Below are 20,185 nucleotides of genomic sequence, written 5' to 3'. Positions count from 1 at the left end.
TGGGCCGGGCGCGCCTTCCCCGGAGGAAGGATCGGCACTAGCGCCGCTCGAACAGCGCGATGGATTCCACGTGCGCGGTGTGCGGGAACATGTCCATCACGCCGGCGGCGGCGAGCTTGAACCCGTGGCGGTGCACCAGCAGGCCGGCGTCGCGCGCCAGCGAGGCCGGGTGGCAGGACACGTAGACGATGCGGTCGGTGCCCTTGCGCGGCAGGTAGTCCAGCACCTGTTCGGCACCGGCACGCGGCGGATCGAGCAGGATCTTGTCCCAGGACGCGCGCGCCCAGGCGCTGCCGCGCTGATCCTCGAACAGATTGGCGACATGGAAGTGCGCGTTGGCGATGCCGTTGCGCGCGGCGTTGGCGGCGGCGCGTTCGACCAGCCCGTGCTCGCCTTCCACGCCGGCGACCTCGGCCACCCGGCGCGCGATCGGCAGCGTGAAATTTCCCAGGCCGCAGAACAGGTCCAGCACGCGGTCGGCCGGCTGCGGATCGAGCAGCTCCATGGTGCGGGCGAGCATGCGCCGGTTCATGCCGGCGTTGACCTGCACGAAATCCAGCGGCTCGAATTCCAGCTCGACGTCGGCCACGCCCGCGCCCGCCGGCAACCGGAACGTCAGCCGCGGCTGCTCGGGCCACAACGGATGCACGCTGCTGATGCCGCCCGGCTGCAGGTAGATCGCGAAGCCGTGTGCCTGGGCGAAGGCGACCAGCGCCTGCGCGTCACGCTCGCTCAGCGGCTCGAGGTGGCGCACCACCAGGGCGATGGTGTCGTCCCCCGCGGCGAACTCGATCTGCGGGATGCCGTTGGCGCCGTCCAACGCCCCGATCAGCTCGGCGAGCAGACCGATCTTGTCCCCGAGCGACGGGTGCACGACGTCGCAGTGGGCGATGTCCGCCACGAAGCGCGGGTTGGATTCCTCGCGGAAGCCGACCAGCACACGACCCTTCTTCGCCACGGCGCGTACCGAAAGGCGCCCCTTGCGGCGATAGCCCCAGGGCGCGTCGTTGAGCGGCTCCAGCCAGCCTGCAGGCTCGACCTTGCCGATGCGCGCGAAGTTGTCCGAGAGCACGCGCTGCTTGGCCTGGATCTGCGCCGGCGCATCCAGGTGCTGCAGCGAGCAGCCGCCGCACTGGCCGAAGTGGGCGCAACGCGGCTCGACGCGGTGCGGCGAGCGCTCGAGCACCTCCAGCGTCTGCGCCTCATCGAAGTTGCGATGGCGCTTGCGGATCCCCAAGCGGACCTGTTCGCCCAGCAGCGCGCCGCTGACGAATACCGTCTTGCCGTCGATGCGGGTGACGCCGCGGCCGTCATGGGCCAGGTCGGTGATGGTGGCTTCGAACTCTTTCATGGGACTCGTGAAAATACCTGCGCCCGGATCGGGCGACCCGGGCGCAGTATCGGCAAAGGGAAGGACGGGCGTGGGGGGGCTACTTCTGCTTCCAGGCGCCCGAGGCGTCCTGATAATACCAGCCGGCATGCGCCCGCTCGATCCAGCCCTTGGCGAAGGTGTCGCGGATCTTCGGCTCCCACTCCGGGTGGCCGTTGGCTCGCGCGACCTCGCGGTACAGCGCATTGCGGTCGTTGTTCTCGTCGGCCACCGCGGCGGAGGCCTGCGCGCGCTGGCTCAGCGGGATCTTGCCGGCATCGCGGACGGCGACCAGCCCGTCGCGGCTGAAGCCCACCGCACCGGCATCGAGCAGCGACTTGAGCGTCGCCGAGAAGCGCGCCTGCATGCGTCCACGGATCGCCTCGGCCGCGGGCGTCTGCACGCGGATGTCCGGCGTTTCGGCTGCCTGGGCGGCGGGCACCAACAGGTCCAGTAGCATGGCCGAGGGCTGCGCGGGCGGCTGCGCCGGCTGCGCGGGCTTGGCGTCCTTGGCCGGTGCCGCGCCCTGGTCGATCACCGTGCCGATGAAGCGGTCGGCGGCCTTCTGCGCGGCGGCCTCGGGAAAATACACGTTGATCGTGACGCAGCCGACCAAGGCGACCGCCATGGCGGTGAGCAGGGTGCAGGCGAGCTTGCGCATGGGGGACTCCCGTAGGTCAGCGAATTTGCGGCCCGCCACCTTCGGTGGCTGCCTTCAGTCGGTTCACCAGGGTCGGCCAGTCGACCTCGTGCTGGTGGCCGATGACTTCGAGGTGCGGCAGGCCGCTGCCATCGACGATAGTGTAACCGTCGCCGGTATTTTCCAGCCCGCTCATGTGACATACCGTGCCGGCCAGCGTGCAGTTGAGGCCGATGCGCTTGTAGCCGAAGGTCTTGAACAGCTTCAGCACCGCGCCCTGCAGGCCGGCTGCGATGCCGCCGCCGCCCACCGAGGTGAGGTTGTTGACCGCGCGCTGGCTGATCCGCCCGCCCTGGTCGGCGAGCAGGCGCGCATCGAACGCCACCGGTTTCCAGTCGACCAGGCGCAGGTTGTCGATGCTGCCCTGCAGCGGCCCGGTGATGCCACCGAAGTCGAACACGCTGGTGACCGCGGCCAGGTCGAGCTGGCGCAGGCTGATGTCCGCGGCGAGCACGGGGCTGGGGCCGAGCGGCTGCGCGAGTGCGAGCCGGGTGATGTCGACAAAGCCGTTGAACACGTTGACCGACAGGCCGCCGGCCAGCTCCACGGTGTCGTCCACCCAGCGCAGCGACGGGATCGCGCCGCCCAGCGTGCCGGGGAACTGCGGCCAGCCCATGGCCTTGCTGAAGCCGGCCATGTCCACGCCGGTGACCGCCAGCGACGTCTCCAGCCGCTGACCCTTGGCGGCAGCCGGCCGCCAGTCAAGTTCGCCCACGCGCACCGTGCCGCCGAACAGTGCCATGGTCAGCGGCTCGGCCAAGGAAAGCGCGCCACCCTGGCTGCGCCATTGCGACTGCGCCGGGCCGAACGGCAGTCGGTACAGCTGCAGCCCGCGCCAGCCCAGCACGGTGGCCGGGCGATCCGCTTGTGCGGACCAGTCCAACCCGCCGTTGAGGTCGTCGACCGCCACGCGGCCATCGGCGGTAGCCAGGCCCAGGTGGTCGGCGGTAAAGGCGAACCCGTGCGGGCCGTCGGCGCGCAGGTCCAGGTTGCCGCTCAGCGCACCGGTCATCCGGACGTCGTGCATGCCCAGCGTGTCCAGCCAGGCCGAGCCGTAGCGTTCGTAGGCCGCCGGAAAACGCGCCTGGAAGCGTTCCAGGCGCAGCTTGGCCAGGTTGCCCTTGGCGTCGAAGGCCAGCGCGCCGTCCAGTTGCAGCGCATCCGGGTCGTTGACGCGCAGCCGGCCGATGTCCAGCGTGCCGCTGCCGGCGGTCGCCGCGACATTCAGCTGGACCGGATGTCCCGGCAACTTCGCGTAGAGCGGACCGAGCAACAGCTCGCCGCCATGCAACGTGGCATCCACGGTCATCCGCGCCGGGCCGCCCTGCGTGTCGATGCCCAGCCGCCCGCTGCCGCTCACGCCCTGCCCGGCCAGCTTGCCCGCCGGCGTATCGAAGCCCACCCCTGCCAGCCCGAACTCACCCGAGGACTGGATGCCGTCGGCATGCACGTCCAGCGCCAGTTCCGCGTCCAGCCGGCCGCCGGTGGGCCGGCCCGACCAGACCGTGCTCAGCAGTCCGGCCAGCCAGTTGGCCGGAAGGTTCTTGAGGGTGATCTGGGCATGGCTGGTCTGGTCCAGCGGCACCCAGGCACTGGCGCGCGCCTTCGCCTGGGTAAGGTCGGCCTGCAGCGTGTTGGCGCGGGCATCGACGACCAGGCGCACCTGCGCGTTGCCCAGGGCATTGCCCGGCGCCCCGCGCAGCGCGAGGGTGCCGTCGAGCAGCCAGCGCATCTGCATGTCGCGCGAGAGCGATCCTTCCAGATCCAGTCCGACGCGGCGCCAGCCCATCGCCTGGACGTCCGCCCGCGCCGCGTGGAGCTTGAGCGACAACCCGCCCTTGCCGTTCTGGCCGACGTGCAACGTCACCTGCTGCAGCTCGACGCCGGGCACGGCGATCGCCCTGGCGGTCAGCTCGACGTCCGCGCGGGCCGGCACGACCCACGCCGCGGCGAACAGCAGGCCTATGCACAGCAGCAGGCGGCGGACAAAGGGGAGCATGTGCCATCATTTTGCCAAAGACAGCTGAACGACATGGATCGTGTCATGCCCACCGCCGCTCCCCTGAGCCACGCGCCCGCAGTGCGCCTCCCCCTTCCCTACGTGCTGGTGGCCGATGACGATGCGGCCAGCCGCCGCTTTCTCGGCGACGGCCTGCGCGCGCTGGGCGCACAGGTGCGCGAATGCGCCGACGGGCAGGTGGCGCTGGCGCAGGCGGCCATCGAAACCTTCGATCTGTTGCTGCTCGATTGCCGGATGCCGGGCGCCGGGGCGCGCGAGGTGCTCGTCGCATTGCGCGCCGATGGCCTGGCCCGCTCGGCCGATGCGCTGGCAGTGGCCACCAGCGCCGAGCTTTCGCCCGAGGACCGCAGGCAACTGCTGGCCGCCGGCTTCAGCGACGTGTTGCTCAAGCCCTGCCGGCTGGATGCCCTGCGTCCGCTGATGGCGCTGGCGCGCAGCAGCGGGCGCCACGCGCCGCTGCTGGACGACGCCGCCGGGCTCGCCAGCAGCGGCGACGGCGGCACCATGCAGGCCCTGCGCGGTCTGTTGCGGGAGGAGTTGGCCGCACTGCTGCAGGAACTCGACCGCCTCTGCACCGAGCCGGCACGGCTGGTGGAGCGGCTGCACCGCCTGCGTTCGGCCTGCGGATTCTGCGGCGCGCCGGCCTTGTCGGCGCAGGCGATGCACCTGCAGCGCCAGGTAGAGGCCGACGGATCGGTCGCGCAGGGCGCGCAAGAACGGTTCCGGCGGGCGCTGGCTGCGACCCTGGCGGCGCTCGACCGCTGAATGACCTGCACTAGCGGCGCGACATCGCCGCGGCCAGCACGCGCCAGGCGTGCAGCTCGCCGCCGCCCAGGTGAAAGCGGATCACCTCGCGCATAAGACGGCGCAGCGCTGCCAGGCCGGCGGCATCCGGGCACCGGTCTGCCGCCAGCGCCAGCAGGTGGGCGCCGCGCAGCGCCCGGGTGGCACCTGCCGCACAGGCGACCGGGCCATGTTCGACCTGGTAGTGGTACCAGCCTTCCGCCACGAGTGGCTCGCCGCTGTCCGCCTCGTACTCCAGTTGCAGCGCATAGCCGATGGCCCCGAGCAGGTCGCGCTCGAACCGGCGCAGTTGCCAGGCGAGCGCATCGGGCACGGCCAGCCGCGCAAGCGTACAGGCATAGGCGTCGAACAATTCAGGCTGCGGGTCCTGGCGGCCGGTCAGGCGCACCACCAGCTCATTGAGGTAGAGCCCCGCCAGGCCGGCATCGCCAACCAGCCGCAGAGGTCTGCCGGCAGGTTCGGCACCGCGCAGGGTCGCCAACTCGCCGCGCACCAGCAGGTCCAGCGCCATGGGCTGGAACGGCTCGAGCTGGGCCCGCTGCAGCCGCGCGCGCTCGCGCCGCACGCCACGCGCGACCACTCCGAGGCGGCCATGGTCGCGTGTCAGGCATTCGAGCAGCAGCGAGGTTTCGCGGTAGGGCCGCGAATGCAGAACGTAGGCGGACTGCTGGGAGATGAGCATGGCCGGCGGTAACGGGGAACGATGGAATCTTCAGCCGCCGACGCTCGGCGCGCCAGCCCACGCCTCGGCATCCCTATTCACGCGGCCTGCCACGTGCCGCGCTTCAATCCGTGTACCCCAGCTTCTTCAACATCGCCTCGTCGTCTACCCAGCCCTCGCGCACCTTCACCCAGAGCTTGAGAAAGACCTTGCGCTCGAACAGCCGTTCCATGTGGCGGCGCGCGGCGCTGCCGATGGCCTTCAACTGCGCGCCGCCCTGCCCGATCACGATCGCCTTCTGGCCCTCGCGCTCGACCCAGATCACCGCGTGGATTTCGGCCACGCCGTCGTCGCGGTCCCTGAACTGCTCGATCTCGACCGTGGTGGCGTAGGGCAGCTCCTGATCCAGCCGCAGCATCAGCTGCTCGCGCACCATCTCCGCGGCGAGGAAGCGCTCGCTGCGGTCGGTGATCTCGTCGGGTCCGAATACCGGCGGACGCACCGGCAGGCGTTGGAGGATCGCCCGCTCCAGCTCCTGCAGGCCCTTCTGCTTGAGCGCGCTGACGTAGTGGATATCCTCGAACTGGTGATGCGCGGTGAGCTCGGCGACGAACGGCAGCAGCGCGCCCTTGTCCTTGGCCAGGTCGACCTTGTTGATGGCGAGCAGGCGCGGCACGTTCTGCTCGACGAGCGCGGCGTAGAGCGCCTCGTCCTCGTCGGTCCAGCGGCCGGCCTCGATCAACTGCACGGCAAGGTCCACTTCGGCCATCGCGGTGCGTGCGGCACGGTTCAGGCTGCGGTTCATGGCGCGCTTGGCGCCGCGGTGCAGGCCGGGCGTGTCCACGTACATCACCTGCCCTGCCTCGCCGGTGGCGATGCCCAGGATGCGGTGGCGGGTCGTCTGCGGACGAGGGCTGACGATGGACAGGCGAAAACCGATCAGCGCATTGAGCAGGGTCGACTTGCCTACGTTGGGGCGGCCGACCAGCGCGACCGCGCCGCAACGGAAATCCTGATGCGGCAGCTCGCCGGCTTCGATGGGGTCATTCATGGGGGATGGAGCCTGGCTGGCGGGTAACGAAGCATGGCGCCGCCGGGCCTTCGGCGCCAGCGGCAGGGAATGTATGGTTCAGGCGGGCGGCTGCAGCTCGTCCAAATGGGCGAGCACCATCTCGGCGGCTTCCTGCTCGGCCGCGCGGCGGCTAGGACCGCTCGCATGGACCCGCAGCGACGACGGCTCGGCGATGCTGCAGGCGACCTCGAAGGTCTTCGCGTGGTCGTCGCCCTGGCTGCCGATCAGTTCGTAGAGCGGCAGCGGTAGACCCCGCGCCTGCAGCCACTCCTGCAAGCGCGTCTTGGCATCCTTGGACGACCTGGGCAGGTCCGCCACGCGCTGGGTGAACAGGGCGCGGACGATGTCGCGGCAGCTCTGGAATCCGCCATCGAGGTAGACCGCCGCGATCGATGCCTCGAAGGCGTCGGCAAGTATCGAATCGCGCCGATAGCCGCCGCTCTTGAGCTCACCGGGGCCGAGCTTGAGCCGCTCGCCCAATTCCAGCTCCCGCGCCAGCACCGCCAGCGCCTGTCCGTTGACCAGCTGCGCGCGCAACCTGGAAAGCTCGCCCTCGCTGGCCCGCGGGTGCGCCTCGTAGAGCATCTCCGCGACGATCGCGCCGAGCAGCGCATCGCCGAGGAACTCCAGCCGCTCGTTGTTCGGCCGGCCCACGCTTCGGTGCGTGAGAGCCAGCTCGGCCAATGCGGGATCGCGGAAACGGTAGTCCAGCTTCACGTGCGGTCAGAGCGCCACATTGCCCCGCAGCGGCACGCTCTTGTCGAAGTGCAGCAGGAAATCGATGTTGTAGACGAACGGGATCTGCTTCTCGTAGCTCACGTGCAGCACGCTCGCGCCGTTGGAGCGGTCGATGGTGATGTCCTGCGGACGGATGGTGGCGTCGTCGACGTACTGGAAGCCCATCTTGAACATCAGGTCGCGGCGGATGTCGTCCAGCGACTTGCCTTCCGTGCCGCTGGTGGCGATCTGGTTCATCGCCTTGGATACGCCCATGAACTCGGTGTAGGCCGGCACCAGCTTCATCGCCATGTAGCCGAAGAACGCCACCACGGCCAGCACGACCAGGAACCCGATCAGGGTGATGCCCGCTTGCTTGCTCTTCATAGTCCCCTCGCTATGCCGCCCGGGCGGCTTGCCTCGTTCTGTGGGTGATTCTCGCGCGCCGCGCCGGCGGCCGTCATGGGCCCCAAAGCGGCGCCCGTCACGCCCTGCGTCAGTGGATGATCTTGCCGATGCGGGGAAAGTCGATCCAGCCGTTGCCGGCGCCCTTCCAGCTCAGCCAGATCAGGAACGCCTTGCCGGCCAGGTTCTGCTCCGGCAGGCAGCCCCACCAGCGACTGTCGGTACTGTTGTAGCGGTTGTCGCCCATCACGATGTAGCAACCGGCCGGCACCTTGGCGGGCACCTTGTCGTTGGGAATCGAGAACGGCATCGAATAGGCCGGCATGCGGGCGATCATGTGGTCGATGTTGCCCGCGCCGGTGGAACGTGGCAGGTGCTCGGTCCACACGGTGGCGCCGTAGTCGCGCATCAGCCGCGATTCGTCTCCGTTGGGGCGCCCCTGGAACGGCCCGATCAGGTCGGCGGCCACCGGCTTGCCGTTGATGAGCAGCTGGTCGCCGTGCGACTCGATGGTATCGCCCGGCAGGCCGATCACCCGCTTGATCCAGTTCTGGTTGGGCACCGGCGCGTGCGGATCGGAGCAACTGATGTCGCCGCTGCGCGTCCATTTGCCGTTGTCGTCCTGGCAGAGATAGCCCGGGAAGCGGAACACCACGACGTCGCCGCGCTTGGGCTCGCCCAGGCTGAGGAACTTGTTGTTGAACGCCGGCATGCGCAGGCCGTAGGCGAACTTGTTGACCAGGATGAAATCGCCCACGTCCAGGGTCGGCATCATCGAGCCGGAGGGAATCCGGAAAGGCTCGGCCACGAAGGAACGCAGCACCAGCACCACAAAGACCACCGGGAACAGCGAGCGCGCCCAGTCCACCGGCGCGGGGTCGCGATAGGCCTCGCCGGCCGCATCCAGGCGCGCCCTGCGCTTCTTGTAGAGAAACAGCCGGTCCAGTCCCCACACCACGCCGAACAGCACGGTGAGGGCGAGCAGGATGGCGGAGAAATCGAATTCCATGGGGGTTCCTTGAAGATCCGCGAATGGTCAATCGTCAATGCTCAATCGCTGGCGCCCGCCCTGCGATTCCCGATTCCCGATCGACGATTCCCGGCAAAAGCTATTTATCCACTTTCAGCACGGCAAGGAAGGCCTCCTGCGGAATTTCCACGCGGCCGACCTGCTTCATGCGCTTCTTGCCTTCCTTCTGCTTTTCCAGAAGCTTCTTCTTGCGGCTGACATCGCCGCCGTAGCACTTGGCCAACACGTTCTTGCGCAGCGCCTTGACCGTGGAGCGGGCGATGATCTGCGCGCCGATGGCGGCCTGGATGGCCACGTCGAACTGCTGGCGCGGGATCAGGTCCTTCATGCGCTCGACCAGTTCGCGGCCGCGGCGATCGGCGTGGCTGCGGTGCACGATCAGGCTGAGTGCGTCCACGCGGTCGCCGTTGATCAGCACGTCCACGCGCACGAACGGGCCCGCCTCGAAGCGTTCGTGGTGGTAGTCCATCGAGGCGTAGCCGCGCGAGACCGACTTCAGGCGGTCGAAGAAGTCCAGCACTACCTCGGCCAGCGGCATCTCGTAGCTGATCTGCACCTGCGTGGCCAGGTACTGGATGGAGCGCTGCACGCCGCGCTTTTCCTCGCACAGGGTGATGATGTTGCCGATGTAGTCGGGGGGCGTGAGGATGTTCGCCAGGATGATGGGCTCGCGGATCTCTTCGATCTGCGGCACCGGCGGCAGTTTGGCGGGATTGTCCAGCGCCAGCACCGAACCGTCGGTCTTGAGCACCTCGTAGACCACCGTCGGCGCCGTGGTGATGAGGTTCAGATCGTACTCGCGCTCCAGCCGCTCCTGCACGATCTCCATGTGCAGCATCCCCAGGAAGCCGCAGCGGAAACCAAAGCCCATCGCCTCGGAGGATTCTGGCTCGAAGAACAGCGCCGCGTCGTTCAGGCGCAGCTTGTCCAGCGCTTCGCGCATGGCCGGGTAATCGTCGGCAGAGACCGGAAACAGGCCAGCGAACACGCGCGGCTGCATGGTCTGGAAGCCCGGCAACGGCTTCTCGGCGGGCTTGGCGGCCAGCGTCAACGTGTCGCCGACCGGCGCGCCGTGCACGTCCTTGATCGAGGCATTGATCCAGCCCACCTCGCCGGCGCCGAGCTTGTCCAGCTTCTTGCGCTTGGGAGTGAACACGCCGACGTCGTCGACCTCGTGCACGCGGCCGGTGGACATCACCAGCAGCTTGTCGCCAGGCCTGATCTCGCCCTGCATCACGCGCACCAGCGAGATCACGCCCAGATAGTTGTCGAACCACGAGTCGATGATCAGCGCCTGCAGGCGGTCGGTATCGCGCGGCTTGGGCGGCGGGATGCGCGCGACGATCGCCTCGAGCACCTCGGTGACGTTCTGCCCGGTCTTGGCGCTGATCGCCACCGCATCGGTGGCGTCGATGCCGATCACCGCCTCGATCTCGCCCTTGACCTTTTCCGGGTCGGCGGTGGGCAGGTCGATCTTGTTGAGCACCGGCACCACTTCCAGGCCCTGCTCCACCGCGGTGTAACAGTTGGCGACCGATTGGGCTTCCACGCCCTGGGCGGCATCCACCACCAGCAGCGCGCCTTCGCAGGCAGCCAGCGAGCGGGAGACCTCGTAGGAGAAGTCCACGTGCCCGGGTGTGTCGATGAAGTTGAGCTGATAGGTCTTGCCGTCGCGCGCCTTGTACGGCAGCGACACCGATTGGGCCTTGATGGTGATGCCGCGCTCGCGCTCGATCGGGTTGTTGTCGAGCACCTGCGCTTCCATCTCGCGTTCGCTCAAGCCACCGCAGATCTGGATGATGCGGTCGGCCAAGGTCGACTTGCCGTGGTCGATATGCGCGATGATGGAGAAGTTTCGGATCAGTTCCATGGAATACGCTGGTCGGGCTTTCGCAGGCTGCTCGGTGGCAGGCCGCGGACCGCCGGGATGGCGATACGAACCCGGTATTGTCGCATGGAATGCCAGCCCGACGACCGTCGGTCGAGCCTGCCTGCGGGGGCTGCCCCGGAACCTCCCCCCGCCACGCGGGGGAAGGCTCGCCTACCGGACGTGCGGGACAGCGGTTACTTCCCCGACGGCAGCGTCAGTGCCACGAATTGCGTCTGGTCGCCGCGCCGCACCAGCAACAGCACGGTATCGCCGGCCTTGAGGCCACGGGTGGCCGCCTGGAACGCGGACACGCTGCCGATCGCCTGCTGGTTCACCCGCAGGATCACGTCGCCCGGCTGCAGCCCGGCGCGAGCCGCCACCGGGCCGGTGACGTCGCCGATGACCACACCCTCGCCCGCAGGCAGGCCGAGCTGCTGGCGGGTGTCCGCGTCCAGCTCGCGCACGGAGAGGCCCAGGGCGGCCGAACCGGACTGGGCCGGCGACTGGTCGCTGACGTTCGGTCCGTTCTTGCCGTGCGGCGCCTCGCCGACGGCCACCTGCAGCGTCTGCTTCTTGCCGTTGCGCAGGATCTCCACTGGCACCTTGGTGCCCGGCTTGGTCATGCCGACCAGCGGCGGCAGGTCGGCGGCCGAATCGATCGGCTGGCCGTTGTAGCCCAGGATGACGTCACCGGCCTGGATCCCGGCCTTGGCTGCACCGCTGCCATCCTGCACATTGGTCACCGCCGCGCCCTGGCCGCGATCGAGCCCGAACGCCTTGACCATGTCGGGCGTCAGTTGCTGCACGGTCACGCCCAACTGGCCGCGGGTGACGTAGCCGTGCTGCTTGATCTGCTGCACGGCGTTCATCGCCACATCGATCGGGATCGAGAACGACACGCCCAGGTAGCCGCCGGTATTGGAATAGATCTGCGAGTTGATGCCCACCACCTGTCCCTGAAGGTTGAACAGCGGGCCGCCGGAGTTGCCGCGGTTGATCGGCACGTCGGTCTGGATGAAGGAGGTGTAGGGCTGATCGCCGGAACCCAGATTGCGGCCGATCGCGCTGACGATGCCCTGAGTCACGGTGTAGTCCAGGCCGAACGGCGAGCCGATCGCCAGCACCCACTGGCCCGGTTTGAGCGTGCGGGAGTCGCCGATGGCGACCGCCGGCAGGCCCTTGGCGTCGACCTTGAGCAGCGCGATGTCGTAGTTCGGGTCGGTGCCGACCACCTTGGCGGTAAGCGTGCGGCGGTCCTGCAGGCGGATGCTGACCGAGTCGGCGCCGTCGACCACGTGGTTGTTGGTCAGGATGTAGCCATCGCTGGAGAGGATGAAACCCGATCCCAGCGAGGTGTGCTCCTGCTCTTCGGGCGAGGGCATCATGGGCATGCCGAAGAAGCGGCGGAACAAGTCAAGCTGCGGATCGTCCGGCATGCCTGCCTGCATGCGCGGCTGGCGGCGCTGGCCGTTGTACTTGGCCTCGACATGCACCACGGCCGGCGCATTCCTCTGCACGATGCCGGTGAAGTCGGGCAGGCTCGCGCCCATTACAGCTGCCGCCGGCATCGACTTGGCGGCCGGAGCGCTCGCCTGTGCGTCCGGCGGCTGCGCCTGCGCACAGCCGGTGGCCGCCAGGCCCATGAGCACGCAGCAGGCCAGGGTACGCAACGGAATTCGATTCATGGACATTCCTCCTTCATGGCATCAATACGGGCGCGACCATGCACGACCCGAAAAGCGGGCCGGCCGGAAGCTAGAGGGATAATGGGCCGCGGCGGGAGCAACGCGGGCCGGGTCATCGGGCGCCGGCAGCCGCCTGGCGCTGGACGCGGGCGGCGGCCGCCTGCTGGGGATCGACCAACAGTAGGTAGCCGTTCTGGTTGTCGAACGAGCGCGCCGATTGCAGGCGGTAGGGTGACAGGCTGCGCGCATAAGGCAGCATCGCCGCCTCGCCGTAGCTTTCGCCCAACGTCGCTGCAGCCTGCTGGCTGTAGCGCGATGCATTGTCGGCGCTGAGCCACGGCGGCACCGCGGCCGGCGCGGCGGGCTCGGAGGGCAGCGCCATCCCGATGGCCGGGCTGGTTTGGGCCACGCTGGCCGCGACATGATCCTCGTCGCTCACCGGCCGGGCGATCATCAGCGCGGCCACTGCGACGCCCGCAGCGATCGCGCCTCCGGCCGACCAGCGCAGCCAGTGCGGCGCGCGGCGCGCGGCGCGGCCTGTCGTCTCCTGCGCGATCGCCCGTTCCACCCGTTCCGCAAAACCCGCCGATGCCACCGCCGGCAACTGCCGGCGCAGGCCATCGCGCGCCAAGTGATAGCGCGTCCACGCCTGCCGCAGTTCGCCGTCGTGCTCGAACCGACGAAGCAGGAAACGCATTTCGTCGCGGGCGAGCTCGCCGTCGATGCCGGCGGATAGGTCTTCACGTTGGGCTTGCGTCATGTCGAATGATCCTCGCGGTCCGACAAGAGCGGCCGCAGTTGCTGATCGATCGCCTCGCGCGCGCGGAAGATCCGCGAACGCACCGTACCGATGGGGCAGCCCATCTTTTCGGCGATTTCCTCGTAGCTCAGGCCGTCCACCTCGCGCAGCGTGATGGCGGTGCGGAGCTCCTCTGGCAGCGCTTGGACAGTGCCGAAGACGGTTTGTTCAATTTCCTGCCGCAGCAGCTCGCGCTCGGGTGTGGCGCTTTCCTGCATGCGCTCGGTGCCGGTGAGGAAAACCGCGTCTTCTGCCGCGATGTCGTCGGTGGGTGGCCGCCGGCCCATCGCGACCAGGTGGTTCTTCGCCGTGTTGACCGCGATCTTGTACATCCACGTATAGAAAGCGCTGTCGCCGCGAAACGAGCCGATCGCGCGCCAGGCGCGCACGAACGCCTCCTGCGCCACGTCCTCGCACTCGGCGTAGTTGTTGACGTAGCGGGAGATCAAGCCGATCACCTTGTGCTGGTACTTGCGCACCAGCAGGTCGAAGGCGCGCCGGTCGCCGTTTTGGACACGCTCGACCAGGACGCTATCCAGTTCGTTTTCGCCCATCCGGGCCGTTCTCCTTAAGATCGTGATCGCTCGTGGCGCCAGCCGGATGGTAACGCGCCGCCTACAGACAAGCCGCGGCGGTGCAAGTTCACACAGGTGTCACGGCCCGCCGGACCGAACCGTCATGGGGCCGGCAGGCGCCCGGCTCAAGCCACGATGGCCTGGGGCTCGACCAGCAGGCGCTGGCGCTCGGCCAACAGGCGCTCGAAGCTGGCGTGTGGCAACGGGCGGCAGAACAGATAGCCCTGCAACTCGTCGCAATGGTTGGCGCGCAGGAACTTCAGATGCTGCTCGATCTCCACGCCCTCGGCCACCACGCCGCGCTTGAGGCGGTGGGCCATCTCGATGGTGGCGCGCACGATCGCCTCGTCGTCCGGGTCGATGCCGATGTTGCGCACGAAGCTCTGGTCGATCTTGATGCGATCGGCGGGCAGCTTTCGCAGGTAATCCAGCGAAGCGGCGCCGGTGCCGAAGTCGTCGATGGCGATGCGACAGCCCAGGCGGTGCAGGCCGTGCAGGTTCTCCACCAGGTTGGGCACCGCCTTGATGCTGATGCTCTCGGTGACTTCCAGCTCCAGCAGGCGTGGATCCAGGCCGGTTTCCTCCAGCGCGGCGGACACCGTGTCCAAGAGGTCCGGCTCCATCAGCTGCACCGCCGAGAGGTTCACGCCCAAGCGCAGGCCGAGGCCGTACTTGTTTTCCCATTCGCACGCCTGGCGGCAAGCGGTGCGCAGCACCCAGGCGCCGAGCGAGACGATCAGGCCGGTCTCCTCCGCCAGCGGAATGAACACGCCCGGGCTGATCGGCCCGAGCTCCGGATGCTCCCAGCGCACCAGCGCTTCCATGCCGACGATGTCCTCGCTCTCGGCATCGACCTGCGGCTGGTAGAACACGCGCAGTTCCCCATTGCCCTCGGCGTGGCGCAGGCGGGTCTTGAGCAGCACGTCGTGCTGCTGCGCCTGCTCGGGGCTGATCTCGTAGATGTGGAAGTTGTTGCGGCCCTGGCGCTTGGCCGAGTACATCGCTTCGTCGGCGTGCTTGAGCAGGGTTTCGGCGTCGCTGGCGTCGTCGGGAAAGAAGCTCACGCCGATCGATGCGGTGACCTTGAGCGGATCCTCATCGCCGCCGAGCTTCAACGGCGCTTCCATCACCTGCACGATCTTCTCGGCTACCCGCAGCACGTCATCGTTCTTGATGATGTGACGCAGCACCACGATGAACTCGTCGCCGGCATAGCGCGCCACCGTGTCGGAAGCGCGCACGCTGGAACACAGGCGATGGGTGACCGTCTTGAGCACCTGGTCGCCGGCGGCGTGGCCGAGCGTGTCGTTGATGTCCTTGAACCGGTCCAGGTCGACGAACAACACCGCGAAGGTTTCGCCGGTGCGGTGCGCCTCGCGGATGATCGTGTCCAGGCGGTCGGCGAACAGGAGCCGGTTGGGCAGGCCGGTGAGCGCATCGATGAGGCCTTCGGCGCGGCCCTGCTCGCGGGTCTGGCGCAGCTCCAGCGCATGAGCGAAGCGCGCCGCTGCGCAGCGCAGTACCGGTTCGAGCAGGCTCACGTCGCCGAAGGGCGTGCGGCTGCCGACCAGCAATGCACCCAGCACGGCGCGCCGCTCGTCGAACAGCGGCAGCCCGGCGAAGCCGGATACGCCCAGCAGATCCACCAACGGGTCGTCCGCGACCAGCCGGCGCGCATCGGCCGGATGAAGCACCGCCTTGCCGTCCAGCACCTGGCGCAACGCGCCCTGCTGGGCGGGCGCCGGCCAGGGCTGGTCGTCGCCACGCCACAGCTGGATCAGCAGGTGGGGCGAGGAGGCCCCCTCCTCCGGCCGCGCCGACCACAACGCCAGGTAGTCGAGCCCCAGTTCGTCGACCAGCAGGCGCGCGGCGACCTTCTGCGTGTCGATGCCGCTGGCCGAGGCGAACATGCGCGAAAGCAGGCTGAGCGCTGCCTCCGCGCGGACGTCGGCGCGGTCGCTGCGGAACATCAGCGCGATGGCTTCGCCGCCGCCGTAGCGGATCCTGCGTGCGCTGGCCTGACCGGTATCGGCACCGCGGCTGGAACGTCGCTGGCAGGCGTACCAGCGACGGTCGGCCTGCTGCAGCACGTGTTCGGGGGCGATGCCCTCGAAAGCCAGCAATTCGCGCAGGCCGCGGCCGACCAGTTGCTCGATCTCCATGTGGCTGTGCCGCGCCACGGCGGAACTGGCCTCCAGCACTCGCTCCGTCTGCGGGTCGACGATCAGCCACTCGCTCGCGTCCTCCTCGAACGCAAAGCGGTACTGGTCCGGCCGCGCCGGCGACGGCAACGAGGCCGGCGGCCGCGCACGACGCCAGCGGACGACCAGTTCCAACTCGACTTGCGAGGCGCACAGCCAGTCGGCGATCCCATCGGGCAGTTCCGCCGGCTTGATCGTCGCGCCGTCGGCCAGGACGGCGATCATTGGTGCCTCGGTGCAGGCCGGGATGCGCCGCAGTTGCTCGCAGCAGGTTCGTGCGTCGATGGCGTCGCCGTCGAAAGCCACCACCATCAGCGCCAGCGGCGGCCTTCCATCGAGCAGCAACTCGGCATGCGGCACGCCGCGTGCGGTATGGATGTTGGGATGGCCGGCGCCATCCAGGGCGTCGAAGACGTTCCGGCGCAAGTCCCGCTGGGCGGCGACCACCAGGATGCCGGCGCTCACGCGGGCCTCGTCAGGCGACAAGCCAGCGGCCGTCGCGCAGGCGCGGCCGCAGCGGCGCGTCCGGCTGGCCCTTCAGCGCGAAGGCCATGTCGCCCAGGTGGTCGACCAGCGCGGGCGAGGCATCCAGCAGCACGACCCGGCGCACGTGCCCCGCCGGAGGCTTGGCCAACTGGCGAAGCAGGGTGCTGTCCATCGCCGACAGGGGAGGCTCCAGCCCCATCAGAAGGTAGACTCCGAAATGCATGCTCTGCTGCATGTAGCGCAAAGCCGCGCCGAGGCGCTGGCTGCCCGGCACGCGCGCATGGGCATCGACCAGGTTGCCCAGCCCGAGGTCCGGCTGCCACAGGTACACGGCCTGCCCGCTACGCCGCACGATCGCCCTGAATTGCTCGATCAGCGCCTGGCTGTCGCAGCCCTCGAGCAGGATCAATCCGGCCGGTGCGGCCAGGATGCGCTCGAAGATCTCGATGCCGGGCGGTGGCGGGGCGGAGGCCAGCAAGGGGTTCATCGGGCGTACGTTACGCAGTCCCGGGCGAAGCGCAATAGTGCCAGGTCACCGTTCGGAAAAATGCCCGGCGGGCGCTGCCCGGGGATCAACTCGCATTCATCCGCACGCAGCGGTATGGTGCGGAACCCACCGGCTGGATTCGCTAAAGCCAATGTTCGAAGGACTGCGCTTCAATCACTGGAAGACGGGCGTGGACGACGGCGGCATCGTCACCCTTACGCTCGACCGCGCCGACAGCAGCGTCAACGCCCTGTCCCGGGCGGTACTGGACGAGCTGGAACAGATTGTCGAGCGACTGGGGATCGAGAAGCCGGCCGGGGTGATCGTCCATTCAGGCAAGCCCTCGGGTTTCGCCGTCGGCGCCGACATCAAGGAATTCGTGCGCTACGCCGAGCAGGACAGCGTGCTGGAGAACATCCGCCATGGCCAGCAGGTGTTCGAGTCGCTGGCCCGGCTACCCTGCCCGACCGTCGCCGCCGTGCATGGCGCCTGCATGGGCGGCGGCACGGAGCTCATCCTGTCCTGCCGCCAGCGCATCGCGGCGGACGACGAAAACACCCGGATCGGCCTGCCCGAGGTGATGCTGGGCATCCACCCGGGCTGGGGCGGCACCGCCCGCCTGCCCCGGCTGATCGGCGCCACCGACGCCTTGCCGGTGATGCTCACCGGCAAGGCACTGTCGGCCCGGCGGGCGCTGGCGCTGGGCGTGGTCGACCGCCTGGCGCCGCCGGCCGAACTCTTGGCCGAGGCGCGCGCCCTGCTGCGCCGGCCGCACGTCCGCCCCGTGGCGCAGCGCGCCAAGGCGTGGGCCACCAATTGGTGGCCGGTGCGCCAGATCCTGGCGCCGATGATCACCAAGCAGACCGCAGCGAAGGTCCGCAAGGAACACTATCCCGCCCCGTTCGCGCTGATCGACGTATGGCAGCGCGGCGGCCCGAGCATCCAGCAGCGGCTCAAGCTGGAAGCGCGTTCGGTGGCCAAGCTGGCGCAAACGTCCACCGCGCGCAACCTGATTCGCGTGTTCCTGCTGCAGGAGCGCCTGAAAGGTGCCGGCGGCGGGATCGACCCCGGCATCCGACGCGTGCACGTGGTGGGCGCGGGCGTGATGGGCGGCGACATCGCCGCCTGGGCCGCCTACAAGGGTTACGAGGTGACCCTGCAGGACCGCGAGATGAAGTTCATCCAGCCTGCGCTGGACCGTGCCCGCGGCTTCTATGAGAAAAAGCTCAAGAGCCCGGACAAGGTCGATGCCGCGATGGCCCGCCTGCGCGCGGACGTCGAAGGCGCGGGAGCCGCCGCGGCGGACCTCGCCATCGAGGCGATCTACGAGAACGCGCAGGCCAAGCGAGATCTGTACGCGAAGATCGAGCCGCAGTTCAAGGCGCAGGAGATACTGGCCAGCAACACCTCCAGCATTCCGCTGGACGAGTTGCGCCGGGGTCTGGCCGCGCCTCAGCGCTTCCTCGGCCTGCACTTCTTCAATCCCGTGGCGCAGATGCCGCTGGTGGAGGTGGTGCGTCACGACCAGCTCGACCCGGCGATCGAGAAACGCGCGCTGGCTTTCTGCAAGGCGTTGGGCAAAGTGCCGGTGGCGGTCAAGGGCACGCCAGGCTTCCTGGTCAACCGCATCCTGATGCCCTATCTGCTGGAAGCCTTGCGCCTTTACAGCGAGGGTGTGCCCGGCCCGGTGCTCGACCGCGAGGCAAAAAAATTCGGCATGCCGATGGGTCCGATCGAACTGGCCGACACCGTGGGCCTGGACGTGTGCGCCTCGGTGGGCAAGGAACTGGCACCCTTCCTCGGACTGGAGTTGCCGCCAGGCATCGAGGACAAGCTCGAAACCGGCAAGCGCGGCAAGAAGGACGGCCAGGGCCTGTACGTGTGGCAGGAGGGGAAGCCGGTCAAGCCGGAGGTCGATCCGGATTACGCCCTTCCGCCGGACATACAGGACCGCATGATCCTGCCCATGGTCAACGAGGCGGTCGCCTGTCTGGCCGACGGCGTGGTGGAGGACGCCGACCTGCTCGACGCGGGGGTGATCTTCGGCACCGGCTTCGCGCCGTTCCGTGGCGGCCCCATCCAGTACGTACGAAGCGAAGGCGCCAGCGTGGTGCGGGGCCGCCTCGAACAGCTGGCGCAGCGCCACGGCGAACGCTTCCTGCCCAAGCAGGGCTGGGATTCACCCGCGCTCCGCGCGCCGCCTGCCGCCTGATCGCGGGATGCCCGGCTGCCAGGCGATGCCCCGCAGTCGCCCGCAAGCCCCGACCCGGGCTAGTCGTGGGTCACCACATCAGATCGTCCGGCACGCCGTCGTCGTCGGTCGCTGTCTGCGGATCGACCAGCAACGCAAGCTGGTGTGGATCGATGGCACGCACCTGCTCGGCGATCGCCTGGCCGACCAAGAGGTAGCGGCCGTTCTGCTGCACGACGCCCAGCCTGCCCTCGTTCAGCGCCGCTAGCTGATCTGCATCGACGTGGACACGGCGGATCTTGCCGCCGTATTCGAAATGCCGCACGTGGTCGGCGTCGGCCTTGTTGAGTACCTGGCCTTCGAGCAGCTTCTGGATCTTCGCCTTGCGCTCGCGCTTGATGCGCGCCAGTTCGGCGGCCTCCTGCTCGGCGCGCTTGCGCTCGCTGGCCTCGGCCTGCGCGCGGATCGCGTAGGCCGAGGCCAGGTCCATTTCGCTGCTGTCGCGGCGCGCTGGCGACGCGTGCGGTTTGGCCTTGCCCTGCGGCGGACGGGCGCCGCGGGACGGCTGCGGGGGCTTGGGACGCTGTTCCTCGCGCACCTGCTTGACGATGCCGCTCTTGAGCAGCTGATCACGGAGGGAGTCGGCCATGATCGATCTTCCAGTCGATTGCATTGACAGCCGGCACGCCGCGAGCGGCCGGCAACGAGAACATCAATAGTGCGGCGGCGGTGGCTCGCTGTGCGGGTCGCTGCCCTGCGCCGTTCGCAACGAAGCCAGTTCGGCGCGAAGGTCGTGCAACACGCGCTCGAGCGCAACCAGCCGCATCGCCTGTTCGGCGTCGGCCGCGGCCAGCGCGCTCACCGTGTCGTCGAGGAAGGTGAGGCGAACCTCCAGTTCCTCCAGTCGGCGGTTCAATTCGGACATGCGCAAGTCGGACATGGGCAGGTCAGACACGGGCCGTCCTCAGCGAACGCCCGCGCCCGATCCCGTAGTACGCCAACCCCGCCTCCTCCACCTGCGCCGGGTCGTACAGGTTGCGCCCGTCGAACACCGCCGGCTCCTTGAGCGTGGTGCGGATACGCGCAAAGTCCGGCGCACGGAACGCCTTCCAC

The 20,185-nt window shown here is 68.7% G+C and carries 18 protein-coding genes and 1 pseudogene; 2 read left to right on the top strand and 17 right to left on the bottom strand.

Annotation, left to right across the window (positions count from 1 at the left end):
* Positions 1–37 precede the first annotated feature (37 nt).
* The 3 genes from rlmD to VGU65_RS04580 form a co-directional block, all read right to left on the bottom strand.
* Positions 38–1,351, bottom strand: a complete 1,314-nt coding sequence (rlmD, locus tag VGU65_RS04590; protein ID WP_327473306.1) for a 23S rRNA (uracil(1939)-C(5))-methyltransferase RlmD — start codon at positions 1,349–1,351, stop codon at positions 38–40.
* A 79-nt stretch (positions 1,352–1,430) separates the two neighbouring features.
* The gene (locus VGU65_RS04585) at positions 1,431–2,030 is read right to left on the bottom strand and encodes a YdbL family probable chaperone protein (protein WP_327473304.1); all 600 of its coding nucleotides are present in this window, start codon (positions 2,028–2,030) and stop codon (positions 1,431–1,433) included.
* A 16-nt stretch (positions 2,031–2,046) separates the two neighbouring features.
* Complete coding sequence (locus tag VGU65_RS04580) at positions 2,047–4,068, bottom strand: hypothetical protein (RefSeq protein ID WP_327473302.1); 2,022 nt, start codon at positions 4,066–4,068, stop codon at positions 2,047–2,049.
* Between the two features lie 45 nt (positions 4,069–4,113).
* Here VGU65_RS04580 and VGU65_RS04575 point away from each other — a divergent pair, with 45 nt between their 5' ends.
* The gene (locus tag VGU65_RS04575) at positions 4,114–4,854 is read left to right on the top strand and encodes a response regulator (protein ID WP_327473300.1); all 741 of its coding nucleotides are present in this window, start codon (positions 4,114–4,116) and stop codon (positions 4,852–4,854) included.
* A gap of 10 nt (positions 4,855–4,864) precedes the next feature.
* Here VGU65_RS04575 and recO read toward each other — a convergent pair whose 3' ends face one another.
* From recO to VGU65_RS04520, 11 genes are all read right to left on the bottom strand, one after another.
* On the bottom strand, positions 4,865–5,575 hold the full coding sequence (gene recO, locus VGU65_RS04570; protein WP_327473299.1) for a DNA repair protein RecO: 711 nt from the start codon (positions 5,573–5,575) through the stop codon (positions 4,865–4,867).
* 103 nt (positions 5,576–5,678) lie between these two features.
* Positions 5,679–6,605 (bottom strand): GTPase Era, encoded by a 927-nt coding sequence (gene era / locus VGU65_RS04565; RefSeq protein ID WP_327473297.1) that lies wholly within the window; start codon positions 6,603–6,605, stop codon positions 5,679–5,681.
* A gap of 78 nt (positions 6,606–6,683) precedes the next feature.
* Positions 6,684–7,343, bottom strand: coding sequence for a ribonuclease III (rnc, locus tag VGU65_RS04560; RefSeq protein ID WP_327473295.1), 660 nt, complete (start codon positions 7,341–7,343; stop codon positions 6,684–6,686).
* Between the two features lie 6 nt (positions 7,344–7,349).
* Positions 7,350–7,730, bottom strand: a complete 381-nt coding sequence (locus tag VGU65_RS04555) for a DUF4845 domain-containing protein (protein WP_327473293.1) — start codon at positions 7,728–7,730, stop codon at positions 7,350–7,352.
* 109 nt (positions 7,731–7,839) lie between these two features.
* A complete protein-coding gene (gene lepB / locus VGU65_RS04550) occupies positions 7,840–8,757 on the bottom strand; it encodes a signal peptidase I (protein WP_327473291.1) in 918 nt (305 codons plus the stop codon).
* A 100-nt stretch (positions 8,758–8,857) separates the two neighbouring features.
* Positions 8,858–10,648 (bottom strand): translation elongation factor 4, encoded by a 1,791-nt coding sequence (lepA, locus tag VGU65_RS04545; RefSeq protein ID WP_327473290.1) that lies wholly within the window; start codon positions 10,646–10,648, stop codon positions 8,858–8,860.
* A gap of 194 nt (positions 10,649–10,842) precedes the next feature.
* Positions 10,843–12,333 carry a DegQ family serine endoprotease gene (locus tag VGU65_RS04540; RefSeq protein ID WP_327473288.1) on the bottom strand — a complete coding sequence of 497 codons (1,491 nt, stop codon included), beginning with the start codon at positions 12,331–12,333 and terminating at the stop codon, positions 10,843–10,845.
* 112 nt (positions 12,334–12,445) lie between these two features.
* Entirely contained in the window at positions 12,446–13,093 is a 648-nt protein-coding gene (locus VGU65_RS04535) for a sigma-E factor negative regulatory protein (protein ID WP_327473286.1), read from the bottom strand.
* Positions 13,090–13,686 carry an RNA polymerase sigma factor RpoE gene (gene rpoE / locus VGU65_RS04530; protein ID WP_327473284.1) on the bottom strand — a complete coding sequence of 199 codons (597 nt, stop codon included), beginning with the start codon at positions 13,684–13,686 and terminating at the stop codon, positions 13,090–13,092. The genes VGU65_RS04535 and rpoE overlap by 4 nt, the downstream gene beginning before the upstream one ends.
* A gap of 146 nt (positions 13,687–13,832) precedes the next feature.
* Positions 13,833–16,373 (bottom strand): putative bifunctional diguanylate cyclase/phosphodiesterase, encoded by a 2,541-nt coding sequence (locus tag VGU65_RS04525; RefSeq protein ID WP_327473282.1) that lies wholly within the window; start codon positions 16,371–16,373, stop codon positions 13,833–13,835.
* A 10-nt stretch (positions 16,374–16,383) separates the two neighbouring features.
* Positions 16,384–16,881 carry a Ycf46 family AAA ATPase gene (locus VGU65_RS04520; RefSeq protein ID WP_327473280.1) on the bottom strand — a complete coding sequence of 166 codons (498 nt, stop codon included), beginning with the start codon at positions 16,879–16,881 and terminating at the stop codon, positions 16,384–16,386.
* Positions 16,882–17,032: 151 nt separating this feature from the next.
* Between VGU65_RS04520 and VGU65_RS04515 the strand changes: the two genes are divergently transcribed.
* Positions 17,033–19,093 (top strand): 3-hydroxyacyl-CoA dehydrogenase NAD-binding domain-containing protein, encoded by a 2,061-nt coding sequence (locus tag VGU65_RS04515; protein WP_327473278.1) that lies wholly within the window; start codon positions 17,033–17,035, stop codon positions 19,091–19,093.
* Positions 19,094–19,163: 70 nt separating this feature from the next.
* On the opposite strand, the gene VGU65_RS04510 is transcribed toward VGU65_RS04515, so the two are convergent.
* The 3 genes and pseudogenes from VGU65_RS04510 to VGU65_RS04500 form a co-directional block, all read right to left on the bottom strand.
* Positions 19,164–19,721 carry a DUF2058 domain-containing protein gene (locus VGU65_RS04510; protein ID WP_327473276.1) on the bottom strand — a complete coding sequence of 186 codons (558 nt, stop codon included), beginning with the start codon at positions 19,719–19,721 and terminating at the stop codon, positions 19,164–19,166.
* A 63-nt stretch (positions 19,722–19,784) separates the two neighbouring features.
* On the bottom strand, positions 19,785–20,027 hold the full coding sequence (locus VGU65_RS04505) for a SlyX family protein (RefSeq protein WP_414655794.1): 243 nt from the start codon (positions 20,025–20,027) through the stop codon (positions 19,785–19,787).
* Positions 20,020–20,185, bottom strand: a pseudogene (locus tag VGU65_RS04500) (UDP-glucose 6-dehydrogenase); the annotation flags it as partial. The gene VGU65_RS04505 and the pseudogene VGU65_RS04500, both read right to left, overlap by 8 nt.

The sequence above is a fragment of the Frateuria sp. genome, from assembly GCF_035943815.1.
GTDB lineage: Bacteria > Pseudomonadota > Gammaproteobacteria > Xanthomonadales > Rhodanobacteraceae > Frateuria_A.
The sequence above is the reverse complement of the archived record's forward strand: the minus strand, read 5'-3'. Positions and strand labels throughout refer to the sequence as shown.